This is a genomic window from Methanocella conradii HZ254 (assembly GCF_000251105.1).
Taxonomy (GTDB): Archaea; Halobacteriota; Methanocellia; order Methanocellales; family Methanocellaceae; genus Methanocella; species Methanocella conradii.
Genome location: NC_017034.1, coordinates 1,394,849 through 1,414,893, shown reverse-complemented (window position 1 = coordinate 1,414,893; position 20,045 = coordinate 1,394,849). Strand labels below are relative to the sequence as shown.

The following is a 20,045-nucleotide window of genomic DNA, read 5'->3' as shown; positions in this document are numbered from 1 at the left end:
CAGGAGTAAAATATTTGAATAAAAGGGGCATGATTCTCGAAGAAATGAAGCGTTATTTAAGGAGTCTGTAAGATGGGTCTTCGAGAATTTTTGGAATTGCTGAGAAAGGAAGGAAGCCTGCTGGAGATAAACAAGCCGATTTCGCCAATTTTCGAGGCGCCGCGCTACGCATACCAGGATAGGAGAACGGTCCTTTTTAATGATTGCAATGGCATGAGGGCGGTCATGAACGTGCTTAACTCAAGAGAGGCCCTTGCTAAGGCGCTCGGCGTCACCCCTGGCAACATCATAGGCAAGCTTACGTCGACGGGGTTCGACGGCGAGGTCAAGCGGGTCGACGACTCTCCGATGTTTCAGGTGAAGTCAAAGGCAAACCTCTCTAAGCTGCCCATCATGAAGCACTTCAAGAAGGATGGGGGAGCGTATATAACTGCTGGCATCGTGGTCTCGAAGTATAAGGACATGTATAATGCCTCCATTCATCGGCTGATGGTGGTCAACGATAATACGCTGGCGGCAAGGCTCGTGCCCCCCAGGCATACCTATGTCATGCATAAGGAGGCGGCGAAGCAGAATGAGCCACTGCAGGTCGGCATCGTCATAGGCGTGGACCCTGTGACGGTTTTTGCCGCATCGACCAGAGTGCCGCAGGGCAAGGAGTGGGAGTACGCAGCGGCGCTTAAGGGCGAGCCCATCGAGCTGGTTACGCTGGATAATGGAGTCGAGGTGCCGCATGGCGAGATAGTCCTGGAGGGCAGCATCGACCCTGTGGAAAAGGTAAAGGAAGGCCCCTTCGTTGACATCACCGGCTCGTACGACCACATCAGGCCCGAGCCTGTCATCCACCTCACGAACATGATGATGCGAAAGGACCCAATCTATCATGGCATATTGCCGGGAGGCAACGAGCATAAGCTCCTCATGGGCGTGCCATATGAGCCTTTAATCTATAACGCTGTGGCAAACGTGACCAAGGTGAAGAACGTGGTGCTAACCGAAGGAGGGTGCTGCTACCTGCACGCCATCGTCCAGATCGAGAAGCAGACCGAGGGCGACGGCAAGAACGCGATCATGGCGGCGTTCGCCGCCCACACCAGCCTCAAGCACGTCGTCGTGGTCGACAGCGATATCGACATCTTCGACCCGATGGACGTGGAGTATGCTATTGCCACGAGGACGAAGGCAGACAGAGACGTCATGATAATATCCAACGTGCGCGGCAGCTCCCTCGACCCTGTGTCAGAGGATAACGTCACGAGCAAGATGGGCATAGACGCCACCAAGCCGCTGAAGGCAAGCGAAAAGTACGAGCGGGCTAAAATATAATAGCTTTTTTACTACTTTTTTGTCCGTATCTATGAACACAACCTTTATATCCCATAAGCATATATGCTATGCCATAGCATACCAATTGCCATGTCATGACATATCAATGATGAGGAGGGCTAGACTTGTTAGGCATTGATGACCCCTGGATATTAGGCGGGTACATTTTCACTATAGGCGTTACGATTGCATGTATATTGTATGGGTTGCTGAACTGGAATAAGGGCGGGGAGCAATAATGGCCGTAAGCACGCTTATGTTTGCCATATGTACGGCCATTTACATAGCAATCGTTTTATTCCTGGGCTACATGGGCTTTAAGCGGACCAAAGGCACTGAGGACTACATGCTGGCTGGCCGCAAGGTCCATCCGGCGCTCATAGCCCTATCGTATGGGGCCACGTTTATCAGCACTTCGGCCATCATAGGGTTTGGCGGCGTCGCGGCAAACCTGGGCATGGGCATCATATGGCTGGTCGGCCTCAACATCTTCTTCGGGATATTTATTGCGTTCATCATATATGGAAAAAAGACCAGGCAGATCGGCCAAAAGCTGAAAGCCGTCACGTTTCCCGACCTCATGGGCAAGATATACAACTCGGCGTTCATGCAATATGCATGCGGCCTTATAATAGTAGTAGGCATGCCGCTCTACACCTCGGCGGTCATGATTGGCGGGGCGAGGTTCATCGAGACGACGTTTAGCATGGATTACAATTTGGCGCTGCTGATATTCGCGGCCATCACGGCTATATACGTCATATTTGGAGGCCTGCTCGCCGTGATATACACGGACTCGTTCCAGGCGATCATAATGCTACTGGGCATGTCGATTTTGCTGATATTCACCTACGTCTCGCTGGGAGGGGTTACGAATGCGCATGAGGCCCTGTCGAACATGGCAAGCCTGGTGCCCGCAAGCCTTGCCTCGACGGGCATGACAGGATGGACCACGATGCCATCCATGTTCTCGCCCATATGGCTTACCCTGGTCACGACTATAATCCTGGGCGTGGGCATAGGCGTTCTCGCACAGCCACAGCTGATAGTCCGCTTCATGACCGCTAAGGATGATAAGGCCCTGAACAGGGCTGTGCCCATCGGAGGCTTTTTCATCCTCATGCTCCCTGGCGTTGCATATACTATTGGCGCGCTCACAAACGTGTACTTCTACGAGAAAATGGGGAAACTAGCGGTGGCAGCGGCCGGCGGGAATACCGACTCGGTGATACCGCTGTACATCAACATGTCCATGCCGGACTGGTTCGTGGTGTTATTCATGCTCACGCTGCTGGCAGCCGCAATGTCCACCCTGAGCGCCCTGTTCCATAGCATGGGCACCGCGGCGGTGAACGACATATGGGGCAGGTGGAGGAATAAGAAGCCGTCGCTGGCCGAGACCAAGGCCTTTGTCCTCATCATGATAATCGTGAGCGTCCTGCTCGCCTATATCATGCCCGGGAGCATCATCGCCCGCGCCACCGCCATGTTCATGGGCCTGTGTGCCGCGGCATTCCTGCCTGCGTTCACCCACGCCATTTTCAGCAAGAAGCCTTCCACGAGGGCAGCGGCTTCGAGCCTGGTGGTCGGTGCAGTCGCATGGTTCCTCTGGACGGCCTTCGTGCATATCAAAGAATCTGAGCCGCTGGGCATATCGATGCTGCTCTTTGGCCAGAATGCCATATTGCCAATGCCCTGGCAGGTGGTGGATCCGCTTGTCATAGCGCTCCCTCTGTCTATCATCACCCTGGCCGCCGTATGGATGGTAGAGCGCGTGACGACAACCAAAGAAGAAGATGCAGCGGAAAAAGCAATATAAATTGGAGCCTTAAGGCTCCTCTATTTTCTTATTTTAAACTTTTTCTTAACATAGATGGCCGCGCTCACGGCAGCGCAGGCGCCCTCGCCAACGGCCTTCGATATCTGATGGAGGCCGCCAGTCACGTCGCCCGCGGCGAAGACGCCTTCAACCTTTGTAAGCTGGTCTGGCCTGAAAACCTCGATGTTACCCTTCTCGTCAAGCTCAAGGCCAAGGTCTTTCGCAAGAACGGAGTTGGGCACGCCCCCCTCGATGAACAGGCCATCAATCCTCTCAATCCTTTCCTGGCCATCCACCTCAAACCTTACGTGCTCTGCAAACTCATTCCCCTCGATGGCCAGCACCCTGGCGTTGCCGATGATCTCCACGTTGCCAATCGCCTTCAATTGCTCCCCGTGTATCGGGGCATCCATGTCCGGCTTACTCGACAGTACCAAAACGTGCTTCGCAAGGCCCGCGAGGTATATGGCGGCGCTGGCCGCCTGCTCGCCATATCCTATGAGGGCTACCTTTTTGCCTTTATAAAAAGACCCATCGCACACGGCGCAATATGATACTCCCCTGTACAGGTACTCCTTCTCGCCTGGTATGTTTAATTCCCACTGCTTTGCGCCGGTCGAGACTATGACCGACCTGGCGATAAACTCCCCCATATCCGTAAAAAGCCTGAAAAAGCCGTCGTTTCGGACGATATGCCCTACATAGGACTGCACGAGCTTGATATCATACCTTTCGAGCTGCTTGCTGAACTTTTCGACCAGCTCGATGCCTCGTATGGAATCGAAGCCAGGGTAGTTCTCCACGTCGCCGGCCTTCGCGAGCTGGGAGGCGAAAGGGTCCCCAAACATCACGGTCGAAAGGTTGGCCCTGGCGCAATATAGCGCCGCGGTCATGCCCGCCGGGCCTGCTCCGATGATGGCCACGTCATATACGGTCTCTTCAGCCACGGCTAGTCCCTCTATAAACACATTCGCTCCATTATAAATATTTATTACCATTGAAGCAGTATTCTTGTCGAGGATCATATGGAAGCAGGCGAATCGTTCGCGGACGCGCTCCCCTGGCTAAAAAAATATAGTGGAGCGGTCATCGTCGTAAAGGTGGGAGGCCATGCGATGGTCGACCCGGAGGCCAGGAGTGGCATTATAAAAGACATAGTCACGCTCAAGTTTCTCGGCTTGAAGCCGGTCATCGTGCATGGAGGAGGCCCTGAGATAGATGCCATGATGAAGCGCATGGGGAAGACGCCGCAGTTCGTATCAGGTTTGAGGGTTACGGACGACGAGACGCTGGAGATAGTACGCATGGTGCTCGTGGGCAACGTGAATACTGATATAGTGTCACTGATTGCGAGGCATGGGGGCAAGGGCGTCGGGATTATCGGCAACGACGGCAATTTTATCGTCGCCAGGAAGAAGGCCCCTGAGAAGGTGGTCATGAATGGCAAGGAGGTGGACATCGACTACGGCTGGGTTGGGGAGACCGAGAGCATCAACCCGGGGATATTGAGCCTCTTGCTCGAAAACGGCTATATCCCGGCGATAGCTCCTATAGGATATGATGCCGCAGGCAACTGCTTTAACCTTAACGCGGACACGGCTGCAGGGGATATCGCAGTTGCGATAGGGGCGACCAGCCTCGTCTCGCTGACCGACGTCGATGGCGTCATGATGGACCCGAAGAAAAAGGAGACGCTCATTCCCCAGCTAAGCGTTGCGCAATGCTATGAGCTCATAAATAAAGGGGTTGTTTCGAGGGGGATGATCCCGAAGATACTTTCGAGCATATCCGTGATTAAGGGCGGCATCAAGAGCGTCCATATAATTAATGGTAATTTGCCGCACGCTCTGCTTCAGGAGCTTTTCACGGATAAGGGCGTGGGCACCTGCATCACGCTGGACTAGGGAGGCCATGAATATGCCATTGCCAAGATATAGTACAATACTCGTGCCGACTGATGGCTCAGAGTATGCGTTCTATGCAGCGGAGCATGCCGTTTATCTTGCGAAGGAGCTGGGTGCAAAGCTATATGCCCTGAACGTCATTAATGCCCCTCTCGCATTCCACGCGGGCATACACTACGCTGAAAGTAAGGTGGAGATGGAAAGCACGGGTAGGGAGGCTGTACAAAGGATAAAGTCTCTTTGTGATGAGAATGGTGTGGAGTGTGAGTGTATGATAGTGGAGGGCCAGCCTAAGGAGGCCATCGTTGACGTGGCCGATAAGATTGGCGCCGATTGTATCGTAATAGGCTCTATTGGCATGTCTGCCCTTGAGCGGGTCCTCATAGGCAGCGTATCCGATAGTGTGCTTAGGCATGCTAAATGCCCGGTTTTGATGGTGCGAAAGCCTTAGTATTAGCATCTTTTAAGCCAGTACGGCGATGCCGTCCTGGCGTGTTGAATAATTTATCTTACATCTTCTTTTTCTAGTGACTGGGGGAGACGAAGCAAAGCGAAACCTCCCTTCAGCCTCTAAACAAAAGAGCCATCTGCCCGACCATTGTTTTCTCATACCAAAACTCGATCGAAACGGCATATCTCTAGTAAACTTTATATATTCGTAGTAGACATACAACTGCCTACTCTTGACGAATATTTTATATATCGGCAGTAGGAAGCGAGTTGAAGCTAGATGAGGCCGCAAGACAATACGCAAATATGGCTGGAGGAAAGCGCCACATGAGAAGCGATACGAAAGTAAGGCGAGAAAGAAACCCGTCCGGATGCGCCATCATGGGGATATTAAACAAAAAAGGAAAGCGCATCGACGGCACCAGGATAATAAAGTCAATCGCCCTCATGCACGACCGCTCCAACGGCCTGGGCGGCGGCTTCGCGGCATACGGCATATACCCAAGGTATAAGGACTACTACGCCTTCCACGTCATGTTCGACGACGAAAAATGCAAAACGAGGCTTGAAGAGTACCTCGCGGAGCGCTTCATAGTCGAGAGAGATGAAAAAATACCCACGGCAAAGGTCGAATCAATTACAAAGGCGCCACTACTATGGCGCTACTTCGTGAGGGTAGACGACTCAAAGCTGGACGACAAGCCCGAAGACGACTACGTCGTAGAGCATGTCATGGGCATCAACTCGAACTTCGACGGCGCATTCATATCCTCGAGCGGCAAGAACATGGGCGGCTTCAAGGGCGTGGGATACCCTGAAGATATAGCCAGGTTCTACAGGCTGGATGGCTATAAGGCTTACCTGTGGACCGCACATGGCAGGTTCCCCACCAATACGCCGGGGTGGTGGGGCGGAGCTCACCCCATGACGCTCCTCGACTGGTCAGTGGTGCACAACGGCGAGATATCTTCATATGGCATTAACAAGCGCTACCTGGAGATGTTCGGCTACAGGCTGGAACTGCTGACGGACACCGAGGTCATCGCATACCTGTTCGATTTACTTGTGAGGCGGCATAAGCTTCCCATAGAAGTGGCCACCGGCGCCCTCGCCCCACCGTTCTGGAAGGACGTAGACAGGATGCCGGCCAACCGCAAAAAAGTGTATGAGGCCATCCGCATGGCCTATGGTAGCGCCCTCATGAACGGCCCGTTTGCCATCATCGTGGGCTTCAACAGGGGCATGATAGGGCTAAACGACCGCATAAAGCTGAGGCCAATGATGGCGGCGAAAAAAGGGGACTTTTTGTATATATCCTCAGAAGAGGCGGGAATACGCATAATCGAGCCCGAGCCCGACGAGGTGTGGGCGCCAAAGGCTGGAACCCCCGTGATAGGGCTGGTGGAGGAGGATGTCGAGTGACGACAGCGATATTGCCATCCACGGTGCCGCCCGAATTCAGCGTCAACATCGATGAGAAAAAGTGCGCCCGCTGTAAAAAGTGCACGATTGAGTGCGGCTTCGGCGCATTAGCCTATAGCAATGAGTTCGACTGCATACTGGCGGATGACTCAAAGTGCGTCGCCTGCCTGAGATGCGTCGCCATGTGCCCGCGCAGGGCTATCCGCATCGAGCGTAGCCCGCTCACGTTCAAGCATAATGATAACTTCACCGACGAGATACGGAAGAACATCTATAAGCAGGCGGAGACGGGCGGCATACTCCTGACGGCGATGGGCTGCGATAAGCCCTATCCAATCATATGGGACCACCTGCTCATCGACGCCTGCCAGGTCACAAACCCTTCCATCGACCCGCTGAGGGAGCCAATGGAGCTTCGCACATATCTGGGTAAAAAGCCGGACAGGCTGGAGTTCGATGTAGATGAGAATGGGGAGATAAGGCTCAAGACGGAACTGGCGCCCAATGTCAGGCTAGACGTGCCGATCATCTTCGGGGCCATGTCCTACGGGGCGGTCAGCTATAACGTCCAAAAATCTCTCATGATGGCGGCCATGCAGAATGGAACGCTCATGAACACGGGCGAAGGCGGCCTTCACCGCGACTTTTATAAGTACAAGGATCACGTCATCGTGCAGTGCGCCTCAGGCCGGTTCGGAGTGCACGCCGAGTACTTAAATGCAGGCGCAGTAGTCGAGATAAAGATAGGGCAGGGAGCCAAGCCAGGCATAGGAGGACACCTGCCAGGCGAGAAGATAGACGCAGAGGTGGCGAAGACGAGGATGATCCCCGTGGGCACCGATGCGCTGTCGCCGGCCCCGCACCACGACATATACTCGATAGAGGATTTGTCTCAATTGATATACGCCTTGAAGGAGGCTACCGAGTACAAAAAGCCGGTATCCGTCAAAGTGGCCGCTGTCCACAATATCGCTGCCATTTGTAGCGGTATAGTGAGGGCGGGGGCCGATATAGTTACTATAGATGGGTTCAGGGGCGGGACGGGCGCAGCCCCCCGCGTCATACGGGATAACGTGGGCATACCCATCGAGCTTGCGCTTGCAGCCGTGGACGACCGCCTGAGGCAGGAGGGCATCAGAAACCAGGCATCCCTGGTGGTAGGGGGCGGCATACGCCAGAGCGCGGACGTGATAAAGGCCATCGCCCTCGGCGCGGACGCCGTGATGATAGGCACCGCGGCCCTCGTAGCGCTCGGCTGCCGCATATGCCAGAAATGTAACACCGGTAATTGCTCATGGGGCATTGCCACCCAGAAGCCACACCTCGTATCCAGGCTTGACCCTGAAGTAGGCGCGCAGCGTCTGACTAACCTTTTGAGCGCATGGAGCCACGAGATACAGGAAGTGCTCGGCGCCCTGGGCATCAACTCAATAGAAAGCCTCAGGGGTAACCGTGAGCGATTGCGCGGGATAGGCCTGGATGAAAAGACGCTTGAGATACTCGGCATCAAGCCTGCGGGGCGATGATAACATGATACGCATTGACGCAAAGGATATGCACTACAGAGCTCTTAACGAGAGGATACGGGAGCTTGTGGAGAGCGGCGAGGCCGGGGTAGAGCTTGATAACGTTTGCGGCCAGAAATTCATCGGCGATGGGCTAAGGGCGAGGATGAGGATCGTCATTAATGGAACGCCTGGAAATGACCTTGCCATCTTTATGGATGGGCCGGAGATAGTGGTGCACGGGAACGGCCAGGACGGCATCGGCAACACCATGAACTCCGGCAAGGTCGTCGTCCATGGAAATGCGGGCGACGTCATCGGCTATGCGATGAGGGGCGGCAAAGTCTTCATCAAGGGTGACGTGGGCTACAGGGTGGGCATCCATATGAAGGCCTACCAGGATAGCGTGCCTGCCATAGTCATCGGCGGAGCTGCAAGCGACTTCCTGGGCGAGTACATGGCTGGCGGCGTCGTTGTTCTGCTTGGCCTGAGCGGCGGGAAGATTACGGGAGACTACGTGGGCACGGGCATGCATGGAGGCGTCATATACGTCAGGGGGGACGTTGAGGATAACTACCTGGGCCGTGAAGTGATAAAGTCGGAGCCAGACGCCAGGGATATATCCATCATCGGAAGGCTTGTGGGCGAGTATTGCGCCCACTTCGGAAAAGATTTCGACGAGATCATGAGGAAGCCGTTCCTAAAGCTATCTCCGAGGTCGCACAGGCCGTACGGTAGCCTGTATACCTCCTAGGCGGCCTATATCCCGTTCTTTTTCCTTCGGAAGGGTTAAAGGCGATAAATGCTAACTACGATAAAAGACAATCTTTAGCCGGAGGGATTTGACATGAGGATAGACATGTGCCACCTGATAGAGGATGACGTTAAAGGGCTAACTGACCTTGAGGACGTGGCCGAGGTAAGGTATCCGACTGGCTGCGTGGACATGACCAAGCGGGAGATCCTGTGTAAGCTCTCCGAGATCGAGTTCAGGATGAATGGCACCTGGACCGAGGAGTTTCTGGAGGAGTTCGAGAACGACTGGCGCTACAGGAAGGCGCCGGAGCTGGCCAGGATCCTCGTCGATAAGCTGACCGAGATCTATGAGTGGAGCGAGCCGGCCTACGAGAAGCTCCTGGGATAAGCCACTGCGTTGCGACGAATAAGGCGCTGCTTTTTACCATTGCGAGCATAATTTATCTTCATAGCCCTTCCATGAAGTGAATAAGATTATCTGTTATAACTGCTATATGAATGTCTGGATACCATGACCGATAAGCTGAGAGTTGGCGACTACATGACGGGGAAGGTCATCACCGTATCGCCTGACGATACCGTCATGGACGTCATCAAGCTCACGAGAGAGACGGGGCACGACGGCTTTCCCGTGACCCGCGAGAACAAGGTCGAGGGGTACATATCTTCTCTCGACATGCTTCTGTGTGATTCTGACGAGCTGGTTAAAAACGTCATGAGTAAGAACCTGATAGTTGCGCACCCTAACATGGAGATTAACGAGGTGGCGCGGGTCATCTTTAGGCTGGGCGTGAGCAAGCTTCCGGTGGTGGACGATAAGGGCAACCTCGTGGGCATTATCACTAACTCGGACGTGATTCGCTCGCAGATAGAGCGTGCAGACCCTCAGAAGGTCTGGAAGCTCAAGAAGACGCTGGAGACGCTGCATAACGTCAGCATAACTGTCACGAGGGGCGAAGTGAACATCAATGACCTCATGCCCACGCAGGGTAAGGTGTTTGCCGACGAGCTCGAGGGCAGGATTTACGAGCTTAAGAAGGGATTGGCCGAGCCCCTCATCGTCATCCATAAGCCTGGCAGGTGGCTTCTCGCGGATGGCCACCACCGTGTCGTGGCCGCGAAGCGTTTGGGCATTGAGAAGATTGACGCCTATATCCTGGAGATACCTAAGGATATCCCGCTGGGCATGGAGAAGTCTGCGAGGGATGCCGGCCTTAAGACTATCGATGACATCCAGGTGCTCGATTATGCGAAGCACCCCCTCATTGAGATAACTGAGCGGCTTTTGATGAGGGACCGTAAGGCTTCTTCGCCTGAGGAGCTTGAGCGTAAGGGTATGGAGACTGAGTAGTATGGACGTTTTGGATGAGGTCTTTTCCGTTGTTCGTGACCGCGTTAGGAATCCGCGGGAGGACTCTTATGTGAGCTCTTTGTTGAGTGACCCTAAGGGCCTGGATCGTGTTCTTGAGAAGATTGGCGAGGAATCCTTTGAGGTCGTCATTGCCGCCAAGAATGGCCGTGATGGTGAGATTGTCGCCGAGAGCGCCGACCTTATTTTTCACTTGATGGTCATGCTGGCCGTAAAAGGCATCTCTCTTGATGACGTTCGCGCTGAGTTTGCCAGGCGCCGAAAATAATGTGCCCGACGAGAAAGGATGGGAGTTTTAGGGGGCGGAAAACCCCTTCTCCTTTCTCCGGGACCTAAATGTCCAAACTAATATACCCCAATTACTCTTTACTTGTTGCACGTGCTTGTTTGCTTTTGGCTTATATATCATTTCTGTCCAAATCGCCGAACTGACTTTCATGAAAGTAAGTTTGCTAATTTTTCAGTTCGGCGATTTGGACATAAAATTTAAGCCTTGCTCTTCAAACGCTTCTTTTTAGGTGATCTAAATGTCAATAAAGAAGTGCGGTGTAGTATTGGTTTTGCTGGCGTTGCTGGCCGGAGTGGCGGCGGCATCGGCCGGTGCGGCGAGTGTAGATTCTTCAAAGAATATTAAGCCTGGAGATGGCGGTTATGTCGTGACTATCGGTAAAAGCAATTATGCTGTAAGTTCCGATAAAGGTACAAGTTTTAGCATTTTGGCTTCTTTAAGTGATTATATATCGCAAGGACAAATTAAATGGGGATATAAAACAATAAGCGGCTACGTAACAAGCTTTGGTGCTGAATTATATTGGGGTAATCCAGCGAATTCGCTTAGCATGACTATCATAACACCTGATGGTTATGTTTTAGGGCCATATTATGATATTATAGACGGGCGTTTAAATGGGGATATTCCAATTGTTATATCTAGAAGTAGTGGAGTAGCACAGGGTACATATGCTTTTAAGATATATGGGGACCGAGTAGCAGGATTTCAATACTTTACGTTCTCATAAAATTATTATAGTTAGCTGTTGTATATGTACATAATATGCGCGAAATCATCAAATTTATAATTTTTATTTTTTTATTTTCTTCTATTTGCTGTAGCGCTAATACTCAAAGTATTAATGAAAATAATGGTGGATATAGTATTACTACATTCGACCCACAAAAAAATCCCGAAATTAAAAATAATGGAGTAATTGATCAAGGCCTTACTCCATTTTGGAAACTTCCTGTACATATACAATTAACATATATATTATTTTGTTTATTTAGTATAACATCTCTAATTTATATTTTTCCTTTCTTTTTTGGCCGTCTAAAACACGCCCTCGAAAACCCAAAAACGAGGGAGATCCTCTGCTTCATCCAGAGAAACCCCGGCGTAACGATAGCCGAGCTCTCAAAAAGGCAAAACATCAACAGAGGCACGCTAAAATACCACCTCAGCCAATTACTCTCAAACGACAAGATCACATTCATTAAAAAGGGCAAATTCGCCAGAGTCTTCTACAACACATCATCGCCAATGGACATAGAAAACATCATTTCTATGTATCTAAAAAATGAAAACACCAGAAAAATACTATTCAAAATCATGGACAACCCGGGCATATCCAACCAGGAATTATCGAGCAGCTTCGATCTAGCCAAAAGCACGACCCACGAATACATCAAAAAAATGTCGGAAGACGACATACTCGAGTTCAGGCAGGATGGAAAGTTCAAGCGATGCTATCTAAAGCAAGACGCCCACATGGTCCTGCTACGCTACAAGCCAAACTAGGCTAGCTCTCAATTAAACTACACCAAAGAGACTATAAAACGTTGTTCCCATTGCGATGCAGCTACTTCTTCGTCCGAACAACAAAGTAGCAAAATATATAATCAGCAAAAACGATACATAATGACTAGTCATGAACCCATTAGCCTTAACAAACGCTGCGCAACTGTTTGGCTTTAGCGGCAGCCAGGGCTATTGGTGGTTTAGCTTTAACTAAGGGACAACGCCGGCTGGCGACTGTTTTTTCGAGTTCCTGCGGCTTTGTTCCCCGTTTCTTCGAAAATTTACAGCGCCGGCCATGCGCGTGTGGTGGTATACATGGATGGAAAGACAATACGCATGAACCGGATACTCGAATCGGGCAGAGCGGTAATAGTCCCCATGGATCATGGGGTAAGCGAGGGGCCTATAGAGGGCCTAACAGATATGGGCCGCATGGTATCGCTCGTGGAAAAGGGAGGCGCAAGCGCCGTATTATTGCATAAGGGCGTCATAAAGTCGCTGAGAAGCCCGCCGAAGTGCGGCCTTATCATGCACCTCTCGGCGGGGACGAAGATGGGCGAGGATAAGAACAGGAAAGTGCTCGTATCCTCTGTAGAGCAGGCCATCAGGCTAGGGGCGGACGCCATCTCGGTCCACGTCAACATAGGCGGCTGCGATACAGAGCCGGACATGCTCAGCGACCTGGGCGAGATTGCGGACGAGTGTGACTCCCTGGGCATGCCCCTGCTGGCGATGACATACGCCAGGGGCAAGAACGCTAAGGGCACGCCAGATGAGATAGCCCACGTCGCACGGGTGGGGGGAGAGCTTGGAGCCGATATAGTGAAGTGCCCCTACACTGGCGACATAAAGTCTATGCGCCTGGTCACCGAGGCCTGTCCTGCGCCAGTGGTCATCGCAGGCGGCCCGAAGTGCGAAAGCGACTACGAGGTGCTGAAAATGGTGGAAGACGCCATGACGGCTGGCGCTATTGGCGTATCGCTGGGCAGGAACATATTCCAGCACGCCCGGCCGGACTTGATGACTGCGGCGTTGAGGGCGGTCATCATCGATGGCGTATCCGCTAAGCAGGCCTCGTCCATACTCAGGGGGTACGTGAAAAATGGACATATAGAGCGGGCGGCAATAGGTGCGCATTAAGCTATTTCCTCATCTGGGCCAGGCTCAGGGCGATGCAAATGCCAGTGGCCGATATGCCTGCCACCGCTGCATAAGCCATCCATGTGTGAGAAGAGGGCTTGGCTTGCTCACCCGTATCCATTTTAGAGTATAGGGCCGGCCTGTCTTTTATAGGGATTGGCTCTCCGTCGCACACGCTCAGCGTGTTCGGCTCGTCTAGTAGCGAGAGAAGGGTGGGTGCCAGGCACTCCTGGCCGTACACGCCTCCGCTTATCATTGTGGTATTAGGGTATATAAGCAGGGGCACCAGCACGCTCTCGTTGCGTGATGCCACATCGGGGGCAGAATGGGAGCCCTTTTTGCCCTGGTCCGGAAAGCTCATCCCGTGGTCGCCTGTGACCATTAAGATCGTGCCAGTCTCCTCGCATGCATCGACGAGTCCTCCCATGGCATCGTCAAGCCCCGTCAAGACAGCCCTGTATCCGTCATACCCGAAGCTGTGCCCGGCGCTGTCCAGCCCTCCTGCGTTGACAATCAAGACATAGTTCTGTCCCGGATGCCGCTCGCCCATATATCGTACCACATCTGTGGCAAAACCCACCGCCCATTCGTTATATTCTATATAATGCTTATAGGGGTCCTTTCCAGCCTTGCTCTCCCCCAGTCGTGCGTGGCTTTCCATCATGTACGCGATGTCTGCGGGCACATTTTGCTCCCTGGAAAGAAACTCGATATCAGGCTTGTAGATGGACTCGTTTTTATTATGGACGGCAGCGTCTAGCTCTCCTAGCATTTCTTTACTATCGCCGTTCTCCAGTATGCCGAGCGCCAGATACCCGTCATCCTCGAGGGCGTCGAATATCGTGGCATGATAGTAAGTCAAGGTTTCTTGAGATGCTTTAGAGTACCCGGTCACAATCACAGCATGCCCATACTCTGTGGCGGGTACAGGGACTTTTAGCTGGTATTGGGCCATCGCCCGGTCGAATGATTTCAGGCTGATAGGCTCAATGGCCGCGCCGCTCGCATATGTGGCCACATGTGAATTAAGATATGAAGATCCCATGCCGTCGATGATGACGAGGACGGCCCCCTGCGCGCAGGCGCTCACCTGAAAAACGGCAAGGAACAAGAGCAGGCATAAGGGTAGATAGCGCATATCAACTTATTTTCATTTTTATGATATTTAGTCTTAATGGTCGGAAATTTTTATTGTCCGGCCTCCTAAACCTAGATTTATGATTATTAGGAATGCCTGGGCCATCGCACGGAATGATGCGATGAGGTCTGATGCGCTGGAAATCGTGGAAGCGGGCATCGCCGCCGTGCTGCCTGAGAGCGTCATCGCTAACTCGATTCAGCTTAACGGCGACGTGCTGGATATAAAGGGCCACAAGTACGACCTTTCCCGCTTTAAGCGTATTTTTGTGTTAGGTGGCGGCAAGGCATCGGGCACGATGGCCGTTGAGGTGGAGAAGATACTGGATGGCAGGATAACGGCGGGCATCGTGAACGACCGCTATGGCGTGGACGTAAAGAGCCGGGCTATAAAGATAAACCACGCCGGCCATCCTATACCGACCGAAGATGGCGTCCGCGGCGTCGAGGAGATGCTGAGGATGCTCTCGAAAGCCGGCCCCGACGACCTGGTCATCTTCCTGATTTCAGGGGGAGGCTCTGCATTGCTCCCGTGCCCGGCAAAAGGCATCAGCCTGGAAGACAAGGTAAGGCTTACCGACTTGCTGCTCAAAAGCGGCGCAACCATAGCTGAGATGAATGCGGTGCGCAAGCACGTATCGGCAATCAAGGGCGGGAATCTTGTAAAGTATTCCAACGGCGCAGCCGTGGTAAGCCTCATAGTATCCGACGTGGTAGGCGATGACGCAGGCTTCATCGCATCAGGGCCTACGGCGCCGGACTGCACGACGTTCTCAGAAGCGCTCCGGATTCTCAAAAAGTATGGCATATACGAGAAATCGCCTCAAAGCGTCATCAATCACCTCGAAAATGGTGCTAAAGGGCTGGTGCCAGAGACCCCCAAGCCCGGGGACCCCATTTTCGAGCGCGTCAACAACGTCATCGTGGCGAGCAACATCATCGCCCTCGAGGCTGCGGCCAGAAAGGCCTCAGAAAAAGGATATAGGCCCCTCATCCTTGGGTCATGCATAACTGGAGAAAGCAGGGAAGTAGGGCTGGTGCTTTCGGGAATAGCGAAAGAATGCCTGAGGTCGGGCAACCCTGTAATGCCGCCCGCAGCCATCATATCAGGAGGGGAGACCACCGTCACGGTAGTCGGGAGTGGAAAGGGCGGAAGAAACCAGGAGCTAGTGCTGGGCTTCCTCCAGAACTATGCGCAAGGCACCACCATAATCTCGATAGATACGGATGGCATCGACGGCGCAACGGATGCTTGCGGCGCCATAGCTGACGCCACAACAATGAAAAAGGCCCAGGAAATGGGCCTCCAAATATCCGATTTCCTCAAGAATAACTCGTCATATGATTTCTTCAAAGCGCTGGGCGAGCTGGTCTATACCGGCCCTACGGGCACCAACGTGAGCGACCTGCGCCTCATCCTCATAAGGAACGAGCACGCCGCACCTCAGCAATAGGAGCGTCAGGCGCATCAGCTTTGCCCTTTCCGCCTAGCATGGCGGCAAACTGCTCCATCCTGGCAGCCAGTCCCCTATAATGGGGCAGATAGACTTCATAGTAAAACACCCGGCGCGGGTCGAGGCCTTCTCTCGCCAGGGCCTTCTTAAGCTCTTCCACCCGCTTCGCGACGTTCGCCTTAACCGCGCCCTCCGGCGAGTTCGTGGTGCCATCGCCCAGGAAAATGCCGATGGCACCATTTTTAAGGGCATAAATGAGGTGGTCAGGCTTGAGGAGCATGATAGAAGGAAGGCGGATAATCCTGATGGACGAAGGGTAGGCGAGCCGGTTGACGCCCGCGTTATCCGCAGCAGTATAGGCGATGTTCTCGTCCAGGAAGGCGAGTATCCGGGGGCCATCGCACAGCATGCCGTCTATCCTCGCGTATAGCATCTCATCGCTACACCTTGGTAGGGAGATGGCGTGCTCAGGGCAGCGCATTATACATCCCCCCAGGCCGATGCACGATAGCGGATCGATCGTCACCATGCCGTTAGTGTACGCGGCGCCATACGGGCAGAGCCTGATACACGCCCCGCATCCGGTACACTTATCGTGGTCTATGACGACAAACCCGGGCTCTATCTCAACGGGGGCGCTGACAAGTTCTGCGGCCTTGGACGCCGCCGCCCGCGCCTGCATTATGGAGTCGGTGATATCCTTCGCCCCCGCAGCAGTCCCGCAGACGAATATGCCCCTCGATGTCGTGGAGGCGGGGTCCAGCTTCGGGTGCTTCTCCCTGACGAAAAGCTCGGGAGTCATGCCCACACCCAGGGCTTTTGCCGCCTGCACCGTCCCGGGAGAGGGCTCCAGGGCGCAGGAAAGCACCACCATGTCCGCCTCCAACTCTAAAGGCCCCCCGCCCAGGGTATCCTCAACCCGTACGACTAGCGGGCCATCCTTAAACACCTCCCCTACCCTGCCCCGGATGAACCTGACCCCCTTCTTCTGCACCTCTCTGTAGTAATTCTCGTAAGTGCCTGGCGCCCTCATATCCGTATAGCAAATATAAACTTCAGTATCGGGGAAATGGTCTTTAATGTAGCTGGCGTGCTTGAGCGCCACCATACAGCATATCTTCGAGCAATACGGTATCGACCCCGGCTTTTCGTCCCTTGAGCCGACGCACTGCACCATGACGACCCGTCTGGGGGCCTCACCAGTAACAGGGTTTTTTAGCTTTCCGGCGGTCGGGCCATTGACCGCGAGCAGACGGGCAAGCTCCATCTGGGTGAGGACGCCCGAATACCTTCCATATCCCAGTTCATGCTTATCTGAAGGGTCAAGCTCCCTGTGGCCGGTGGCGATGATTATGGCCCCAGCGTGCAGCGTCTCTCTACGGGGCTTTGCATCCAGGTCTATCGCGCCCGCGCTGCACGCCTTAACGCAGCTCCCGCACTTCTTGCATGCATCCCCGTCAATCGTATAAGAGGCCGGGACCGCCTGCGGGAACGGCCTGTATGCCGCCTTTCTCAGCGAGAGCGAGGAGTTCCACTCGTCCTTCACCTTTACAGGGCAGGCGCTGGCACACTTGCCGCATGAGGTGCACTTCTTCTGGTCGATGTATGCAGGTGCGGACTCGATGGTCACGGTGAAATCCCCGGCATGTCCCTTAAGCCCTATGGCCTGTGAAAGCGTCCTCACCTCTATCCGCCTGTTTTTCGCCACCTCGCCCATGATCGGGGCCAACGAGCACATGGCGCATTCCTCGGTCAGCTTATCAGGGGAGAAGACCTTCCCTATCTTTACCATGTTCCCGCCCAGGGTAGGGCCGGATTCTAGGAGATATACGTGAATGCCCTGCTTTGCCAGGGCCAGCGCTGCGGTCATGCCTGATATCCCGCCGCCGACCACCATGACTCTCTTCTCAGCATTGACAGTCATGTTTTCCAGTGGCACCGCTTGTCTGACGCCGTATATTGACGAGCGTATGATATCGATTGCCCTCCCGGTGGCGTCTTCAGACGGCACCCAGGCGCACTGCTCCCTGATGTTCGCTATATCAACCATATACTGGTTGAGCCCCGCATCTTTCACGCACTCCCTGAACGTGTGCTCATGTACATTTGGAGAGCACGCGGCGACCACTATGCGCTCAAGGCTAAGGCCTTTTATTCGGCTTTTAATGAGCGACTGGCCGTCCGCCGAGCACATGTACGGGTAGTCCTCCACACACTCGACGCCCTCGGCGTATGCTGCCATCTTCAGCCTATCCACGTCCAATGTGCCTTTTATGTTGTCGCCGCAGTGGCAGATGAAAACGCCTACCCTTGGCGCCATCGCTCTCCTCCCGCGATGCCAAGCCTCTCAAGCAGGGGCTCTACCGGCACCGCGTGCATGTCCAGCCCTATATCATAAGGGTCTGCCCCCAACGCGACGGCCACAAGCTCAGAAAAGTACATGACAGGGATGTCCAGCGGGCCCAACGCGTTCGATAGATTCTCCTGATAGTAGTCCAGGTTAAAAGTACAGCCAGGGCACTGGGTAATTATGACGTCGGGGCCGGCTTCCTTTATGCTAGCCAGCTTACGCTTCAGGACAGACCTGGGATACTCACGGTCCACTAAAGTATAATGGAATCCCATGCCGCAGCATAGCGACCTCTCATTATAGTCCAGCACGCTACACCCTAAGGCCTTCGCGATGTCGTCTAGCACTGTGGGCCTCTCGAAGTCGCCCGAGGCCACATCTCCACAATAAATCTTAGAGTAATGGCACCCATGATGGGTCACGGCTCTCACGCCGCTAAGGTCACGTACTGCCTTCGACCGGATGCCCTCGAGCCTGGCAAGAAAAACTTCTGAGACGTGATGGATGCTCGGGGAAAGGTCCAGATTTCTGCCCACCTTTTTTAGGGCTTCTTCAACGTATTCCCTTTGCGATGGGTCTCGTGAGAGGATATCCTTGCATTCTTTAAGCGTTCCATATGATGTTGGGCATGTGCAGGCTATATGGCTGTCCCTGGACTCCGCGGCCAGGGAAAAGTTGCGGGCGTTTAACGCCAGGCATGTCTTTAGCGGCACGACGCCTGCGTGGTATCCGAACCCCGTGCATGAGGAATGGCGCGGGTCATCGGTGTAGCTTGCCCCTATTTTATCCAGGACGAAGCGTATTGACTTCTCGATGCCAGGATAGATCGAGCACGTCACGCAGCTCTTGAATAGATAATAGTTATCCTCGGGTATGCTTTGAGGCTTAAGCATCGGCCTCGCCTCCAGGCCACGTCATGTCGATGAGCGCCCTTATCTCTTTCATAGAATTTGCCGGTATGGGCCGGGCCCTTGCATCATCCCTGTCGAAACCTAGCCTTACTCTCCTGCTGGCATTATCGCGGCACCTCTGGGTAGTCTTGGGGCCGAACTCTTCCAGGAAGTCAAACGTAGCAGGGAGGAAGGTTTCGCCATGCCCATAAAGGTTTTTGCGGATCATGGCTGCCGTGGCCATTATTCCTTCAGGCGCGAGCCCTGCCGCCATTGCAGACTCCCGAAGGGCGAGGATTCCCGCCCCGACGCTATTGTTCCTCGGGCACCTTGCCGCACAGGAATAGCACTGGCCGCAGCGCCAGATGACGCGCATCAACGCCTCCCTGTCGCCTATCTGGAGCATCCTCATCACGTCGCGAGGGCGATAGTCCTCATAGATGAATGCGGCGGGGCAGCTCGCCGTGCATCGCCCGCACTGCATGCACTTTTCATAGCCACACGTCTCCTCAAGGCGAAAATCTCCGGAAGGCTCGGCTACATTCCTTAAAGCGACCCTCATGCTACCAAAAAATACTATGGACATCACCCTTTAATTATTTTTTCCTTAAAAGATACTAATATTACCTAAATGGATAAAAAAATAAATTAAATTATCATTTTGTACACAAATTTGCTCGAAAAAAAGAAAAACATATAAAATATGCGGGATAACTTTACGATAGAGG

20 protein-coding genes are annotated in these 20,045 nt (G+C 53.5%); 15 read left to right on the top strand and 5 right to left on the bottom strand.

Features of this window, described 5'->3' with window-relative positions; all coding sequences use genetic code 11:
• The first annotated feature begins 72 nt into the window (after positions 1 to 72).
• From MTC_RS07405 to MTC_RS07400, 3 genes are all read left to right on the top strand, one after another.
• Positions 73 to 1,326, top strand: a complete 1,254-nt coding sequence (locus MTC_RS07405; protein ID WP_014406070.1) for a UbiD family decarboxylase — start codon at positions 73 to 75, stop codon at positions 1,324 to 1,326.
• Between the two features lie 125 nt (positions 1,327 to 1,451).
• Complete coding sequence (locus MTC_RS13775) at positions 1,452 to 1,565, top strand: symporter small accessory protein (RefSeq protein WP_338036517.1); 114 nt, start codon at positions 1,452 to 1,454, stop codon at positions 1,563 to 1,565.
• Positions 1,565 to 3,145, top strand: a complete 1,581-nt coding sequence (locus tag MTC_RS07400; RefSeq protein WP_014406069.1) for a sodium:solute symporter family protein — start codon at positions 1,565 to 1,567, stop codon at positions 3,143 to 3,145. The genes MTC_RS13775 and MTC_RS07400 overlap by 1 nt, the downstream gene beginning before the upstream one ends.
• A 20-nt stretch (positions 3,146 to 3,165) precedes the next feature.
• On the opposite strand, the gene MTC_RS07395 is transcribed toward MTC_RS07400, so the two are convergent.
• Complete coding sequence (locus MTC_RS07395; RefSeq protein WP_143767104.1) at positions 3,166 to 4,092, bottom strand: NAD(P)/FAD-dependent oxidoreductase; 927 nt, start codon at positions 4,090 to 4,092, stop codon at positions 3,166 to 3,168.
• A 78-nt stretch (positions 4,093 to 4,170) separates the two neighbouring features.
• On the opposite strand from MTC_RS07395, the gene argB reads away from it, so the two are divergent.
• From argB to MTC_RS07340, 11 genes are all read left to right on the top strand, one after another.
• Positions 4,171 to 5,049, top strand: coding sequence for an acetylglutamate kinase (gene argB / locus MTC_RS07390; protein ID WP_014406067.1), 879 nt, complete (start codon positions 4,171 to 4,173; stop codon positions 5,047 to 5,049).
• Between the two features lie 13 nt (positions 5,050 to 5,062).
• A complete protein-coding gene (locus MTC_RS07385; RefSeq protein WP_014406066.1) occupies positions 5,063 to 5,500 on the top strand; it encodes a universal stress protein in 438 nt (145 codons plus the stop codon).
• A gap of 326 nt (positions 5,501 to 5,826) precedes the next feature.
• Positions 5,827 to 6,921 carry a class II glutamine amidotransferase gene (locus MTC_RS07380; RefSeq protein ID WP_014406065.1) on the top strand — a complete coding sequence of 365 codons (1,095 nt, stop codon included), beginning with the start codon at positions 5,827 to 5,829 and terminating at the stop codon, positions 6,919 to 6,921.
• An 11-nt stretch (positions 6,922 to 6,932) separates the two neighbouring features.
• Positions 6,933 to 8,447: a glutamate synthase-related protein gene (locus tag MTC_RS07375; protein WP_048189590.1), complete on the top strand. Its 1,515-nt coding sequence runs from the start codon at positions 6,933 to 6,935 to the stop codon at positions 8,445 to 8,447.
• A gap of 4 nt (positions 8,448 to 8,451) precedes the next feature.
• Positions 8,452 to 9,180, top strand: a complete 729-nt coding sequence (locus MTC_RS07370; protein WP_048189167.1) for a GltB/FmdC/FwdC-like GXGXG domain-containing protein — start codon at positions 8,452 to 8,454, stop codon at positions 9,178 to 9,180.
• A 93-nt stretch (positions 9,181 to 9,273) separates the two neighbouring features.
• Complete coding sequence (locus MTC_RS07365; protein WP_014406062.1) at positions 9,274 to 9,570, top strand: hypothetical protein; 297 nt, start codon at positions 9,274 to 9,276, stop codon at positions 9,568 to 9,570.
• 123 nt (positions 9,571 to 9,693) lie between these two features.
• The gene (locus MTC_RS07360) at positions 9,694 to 10,533 is read left to right on the top strand and encodes a CBS domain-containing ParB/RepB/Spo0J family partition protein (RefSeq protein WP_014406061.1); all 840 of its coding nucleotides are present in this window, start codon (positions 9,694 to 9,696) and stop codon (positions 10,531 to 10,533) included.
• Between the two features lies 1 nt (position 10,534).
• Positions 10,535 to 10,819 (top strand): phosphoribosyl-ATP diphosphatase, encoded by a 285-nt coding sequence (gene hisE / locus MTC_RS07355; RefSeq protein ID WP_014406060.1) that lies wholly within the window; start codon positions 10,535 to 10,537, stop codon positions 10,817 to 10,819.
• A gap of 259 nt (positions 10,820 to 11,078) precedes the next feature.
• Entirely contained in the window at positions 11,079 to 11,570 is a 492-nt protein-coding gene (locus tag MTC_RS07350) for a hypothetical protein (RefSeq protein ID WP_014406059.1), read from the top strand.
• Positions 11,571 to 11,605: 35 nt separating this feature from the next.
• On the top strand, positions 11,606 to 12,346 hold the full coding sequence (locus MTC_RS07345) for a winged helix-turn-helix transcriptional regulator (protein WP_014406058.1): 741 nt from the start codon (positions 11,606 to 11,608) through the stop codon (positions 12,344 to 12,346).
• A 315-nt stretch (positions 12,347 to 12,661) separates the two neighbouring features.
• The gene (locus MTC_RS07340) at positions 12,662 to 13,486 is read left to right on the top strand and encodes a 2-amino-3,7-dideoxy-D-threo-hept-6-ulosonate synthase (protein ID WP_014406057.1); all 825 of its coding nucleotides are present in this window, start codon (positions 12,662 to 12,664) and stop codon (positions 13,484 to 13,486) included.
• A 1-nt stretch (position 13,487) separates the two neighbouring features.
• Here the strand turns inward: MTC_RS07340 and MTC_RS07335 are convergent, their stop codons facing one another.
• Positions 13,488 to 14,624 (bottom strand): alkaline phosphatase family protein, encoded by a 1,137-nt coding sequence (locus tag MTC_RS07335; RefSeq protein WP_014406056.1) that lies wholly within the window; start codon positions 14,622 to 14,624, stop codon positions 13,488 to 13,490.
• A 79-nt stretch (positions 14,625 to 14,703) separates the two neighbouring features.
• Between MTC_RS07335 and MTC_RS07330 the strand changes: the two genes are divergently transcribed.
• Entirely contained in the window at positions 14,704 to 16,077 is a 1,374-nt protein-coding gene (locus tag MTC_RS07330; protein WP_014406055.1) for a glycerate kinase type-2 family protein, read from the top strand.
• On the opposite strand, the gene MTC_RS07325 is transcribed toward MTC_RS07330, so the two are convergent.
• Genes MTC_RS07325 through MTC_RS07315 form a run of 3 tightly spaced genes read right to left on the bottom strand, consistent with a single transcriptional unit; the run spans position 16,043 to position 19,903 of the window.
• The gene (locus tag MTC_RS07325; protein WP_014406054.1) at positions 16,043 to 18,397 is read right to left on the bottom strand and encodes an FAD-dependent oxidoreductase; all 2,355 of its coding nucleotides are present in this window, start codon (positions 18,395 to 18,397) and stop codon (positions 16,043 to 16,045) included. The two genes, MTC_RS07330 and MTC_RS07325, sit on opposite strands and share 35 nt — an antisense overlap.
• Positions 18,382 to 19,320, bottom strand: a complete 939-nt coding sequence (locus tag MTC_RS07320; protein ID WP_014406053.1) for a CoB--CoM heterodisulfide reductase iron-sulfur subunit B family protein — start codon at positions 19,318 to 19,320, stop codon at positions 18,382 to 18,384. Before MTC_RS07320 ends, MTC_RS07325 begins: the two co-directional genes overlap by 16 nt.
• The gene (locus MTC_RS07315; RefSeq protein ID WP_014406052.1) at positions 19,313 to 19,903 is read right to left on the bottom strand and encodes a 4Fe-4S dicluster domain-containing protein; all 591 of its coding nucleotides are present in this window, start codon (positions 19,901 to 19,903) and stop codon (positions 19,313 to 19,315) included. Before MTC_RS07315 ends, MTC_RS07320 begins: the two co-directional genes overlap by 8 nt.
• Positions 19,904 to 20,045: the final 142 nt, after the last annotated feature.

Excerpts from the sequence above, each read along its gene's own strand:
- MTC_RS07340 (WP_014406057.1), top strand. The coding sequence starts at position 12,662 with ATGGATGGAAAGACAATACGCATGAACCGGATACTCGAATCGGGCAGA.
- MTC_RS07405 (WP_014406070.1), top strand. The coding sequence starts at position 73 with ATGGGTCTTCGAGAATTTTTGGAATTGCTGAGAAAGGAAGGAAGCCTG.
- MTC_RS07365 (WP_014406062.1), top strand. The coding sequence starts at position 9,274 with ATGAGGATAGACATGTGCCACCTGATAGAGGATGACGTTAAAGGGCTA.
- MTC_RS07380 (WP_014406065.1), top strand. The coding sequence starts at position 5,827 with ATGAGAAGCGATACGAAAGTAAGGCGAGAAAGAAACCCGTCCGGATGC.
- argB (WP_014406067.1), top strand. The coding sequence starts at position 4,171 with ATGGAAGCAGGCGAATCGTTCGCGGACGCGCTCCCCTGGCTAAAAAAA.
- MTC_RS07320 (WP_014406053.1), bottom strand. The coding sequence starts at position 19,320 with ATGCTTAAGCCTCAAAGCATACCCGAGGATAACTATTATCTATTCAAG.
- MTC_RS07345 (WP_014406058.1), top strand. The coding sequence starts at position 11,606 with ATGCGCGAAATCATCAAATTTATAATTTTTATTTTTTTATTTTCTTCT.
- MTC_RS07330 (WP_014406055.1), top strand. The coding sequence starts at position 14,704 with ATGATTATTAGGAATGCCTGGGCCATCGCACGGAATGATGCGATGAGG.
- MTC_RS07385 (WP_014406066.1), top strand. The coding sequence starts at position 5,063 with ATGCCATTGCCAAGATATAGTACAATACTCGTGCCGACTGATGGCTCA.
- MTC_RS07335 (WP_014406056.1), bottom strand. The coding sequence starts at position 14,624 with ATGCGCTATCTACCCTTATGCCTGCTCTTGTTCCTTGCCGTTTTTCAG.
- MTC_RS07315 (WP_014406052.1), bottom strand. The coding sequence starts at position 19,903 with ATGTCCATAGTATTTTTTGGTAGCATGAGGGTCGCTTTAAGGAATGTA.
- hisE (WP_014406060.1), top strand. The coding sequence starts at position 10,535 with ATGGACGTTTTGGATGAGGTCTTTTCCGTTGTTCGTGACCGCGTTAGG.
- MTC_RS07400 (WP_014406069.1), top strand. The coding sequence starts at position 1,565 with ATGGCCGTAAGCACGCTTATGTTTGCCATATGTACGGCCATTTACATA.
- MTC_RS07325 (WP_014406054.1), bottom strand. The coding sequence starts at position 18,397 with ATGGCGCCAAGGGTAGGCGTTTTCATCTGCCACTGCGGCGACAACATA.
- MTC_RS07360 (WP_014406061.1), top strand. The coding sequence starts at position 9,694 with ATGACCGATAAGCTGAGAGTTGGCGACTACATGACGGGGAAGGTCATC.
- MTC_RS07370 (WP_048189167.1), top strand. The coding sequence starts at position 8,452 with ATGATACGCATTGACGCAAAGGATATGCACTACAGAGCTCTTAACGAG.
- MTC_RS07350 (WP_014406059.1), top strand. The coding sequence starts at position 11,079 with ATGTCAATAAAGAAGTGCGGTGTAGTATTGGTTTTGCTGGCGTTGCTG.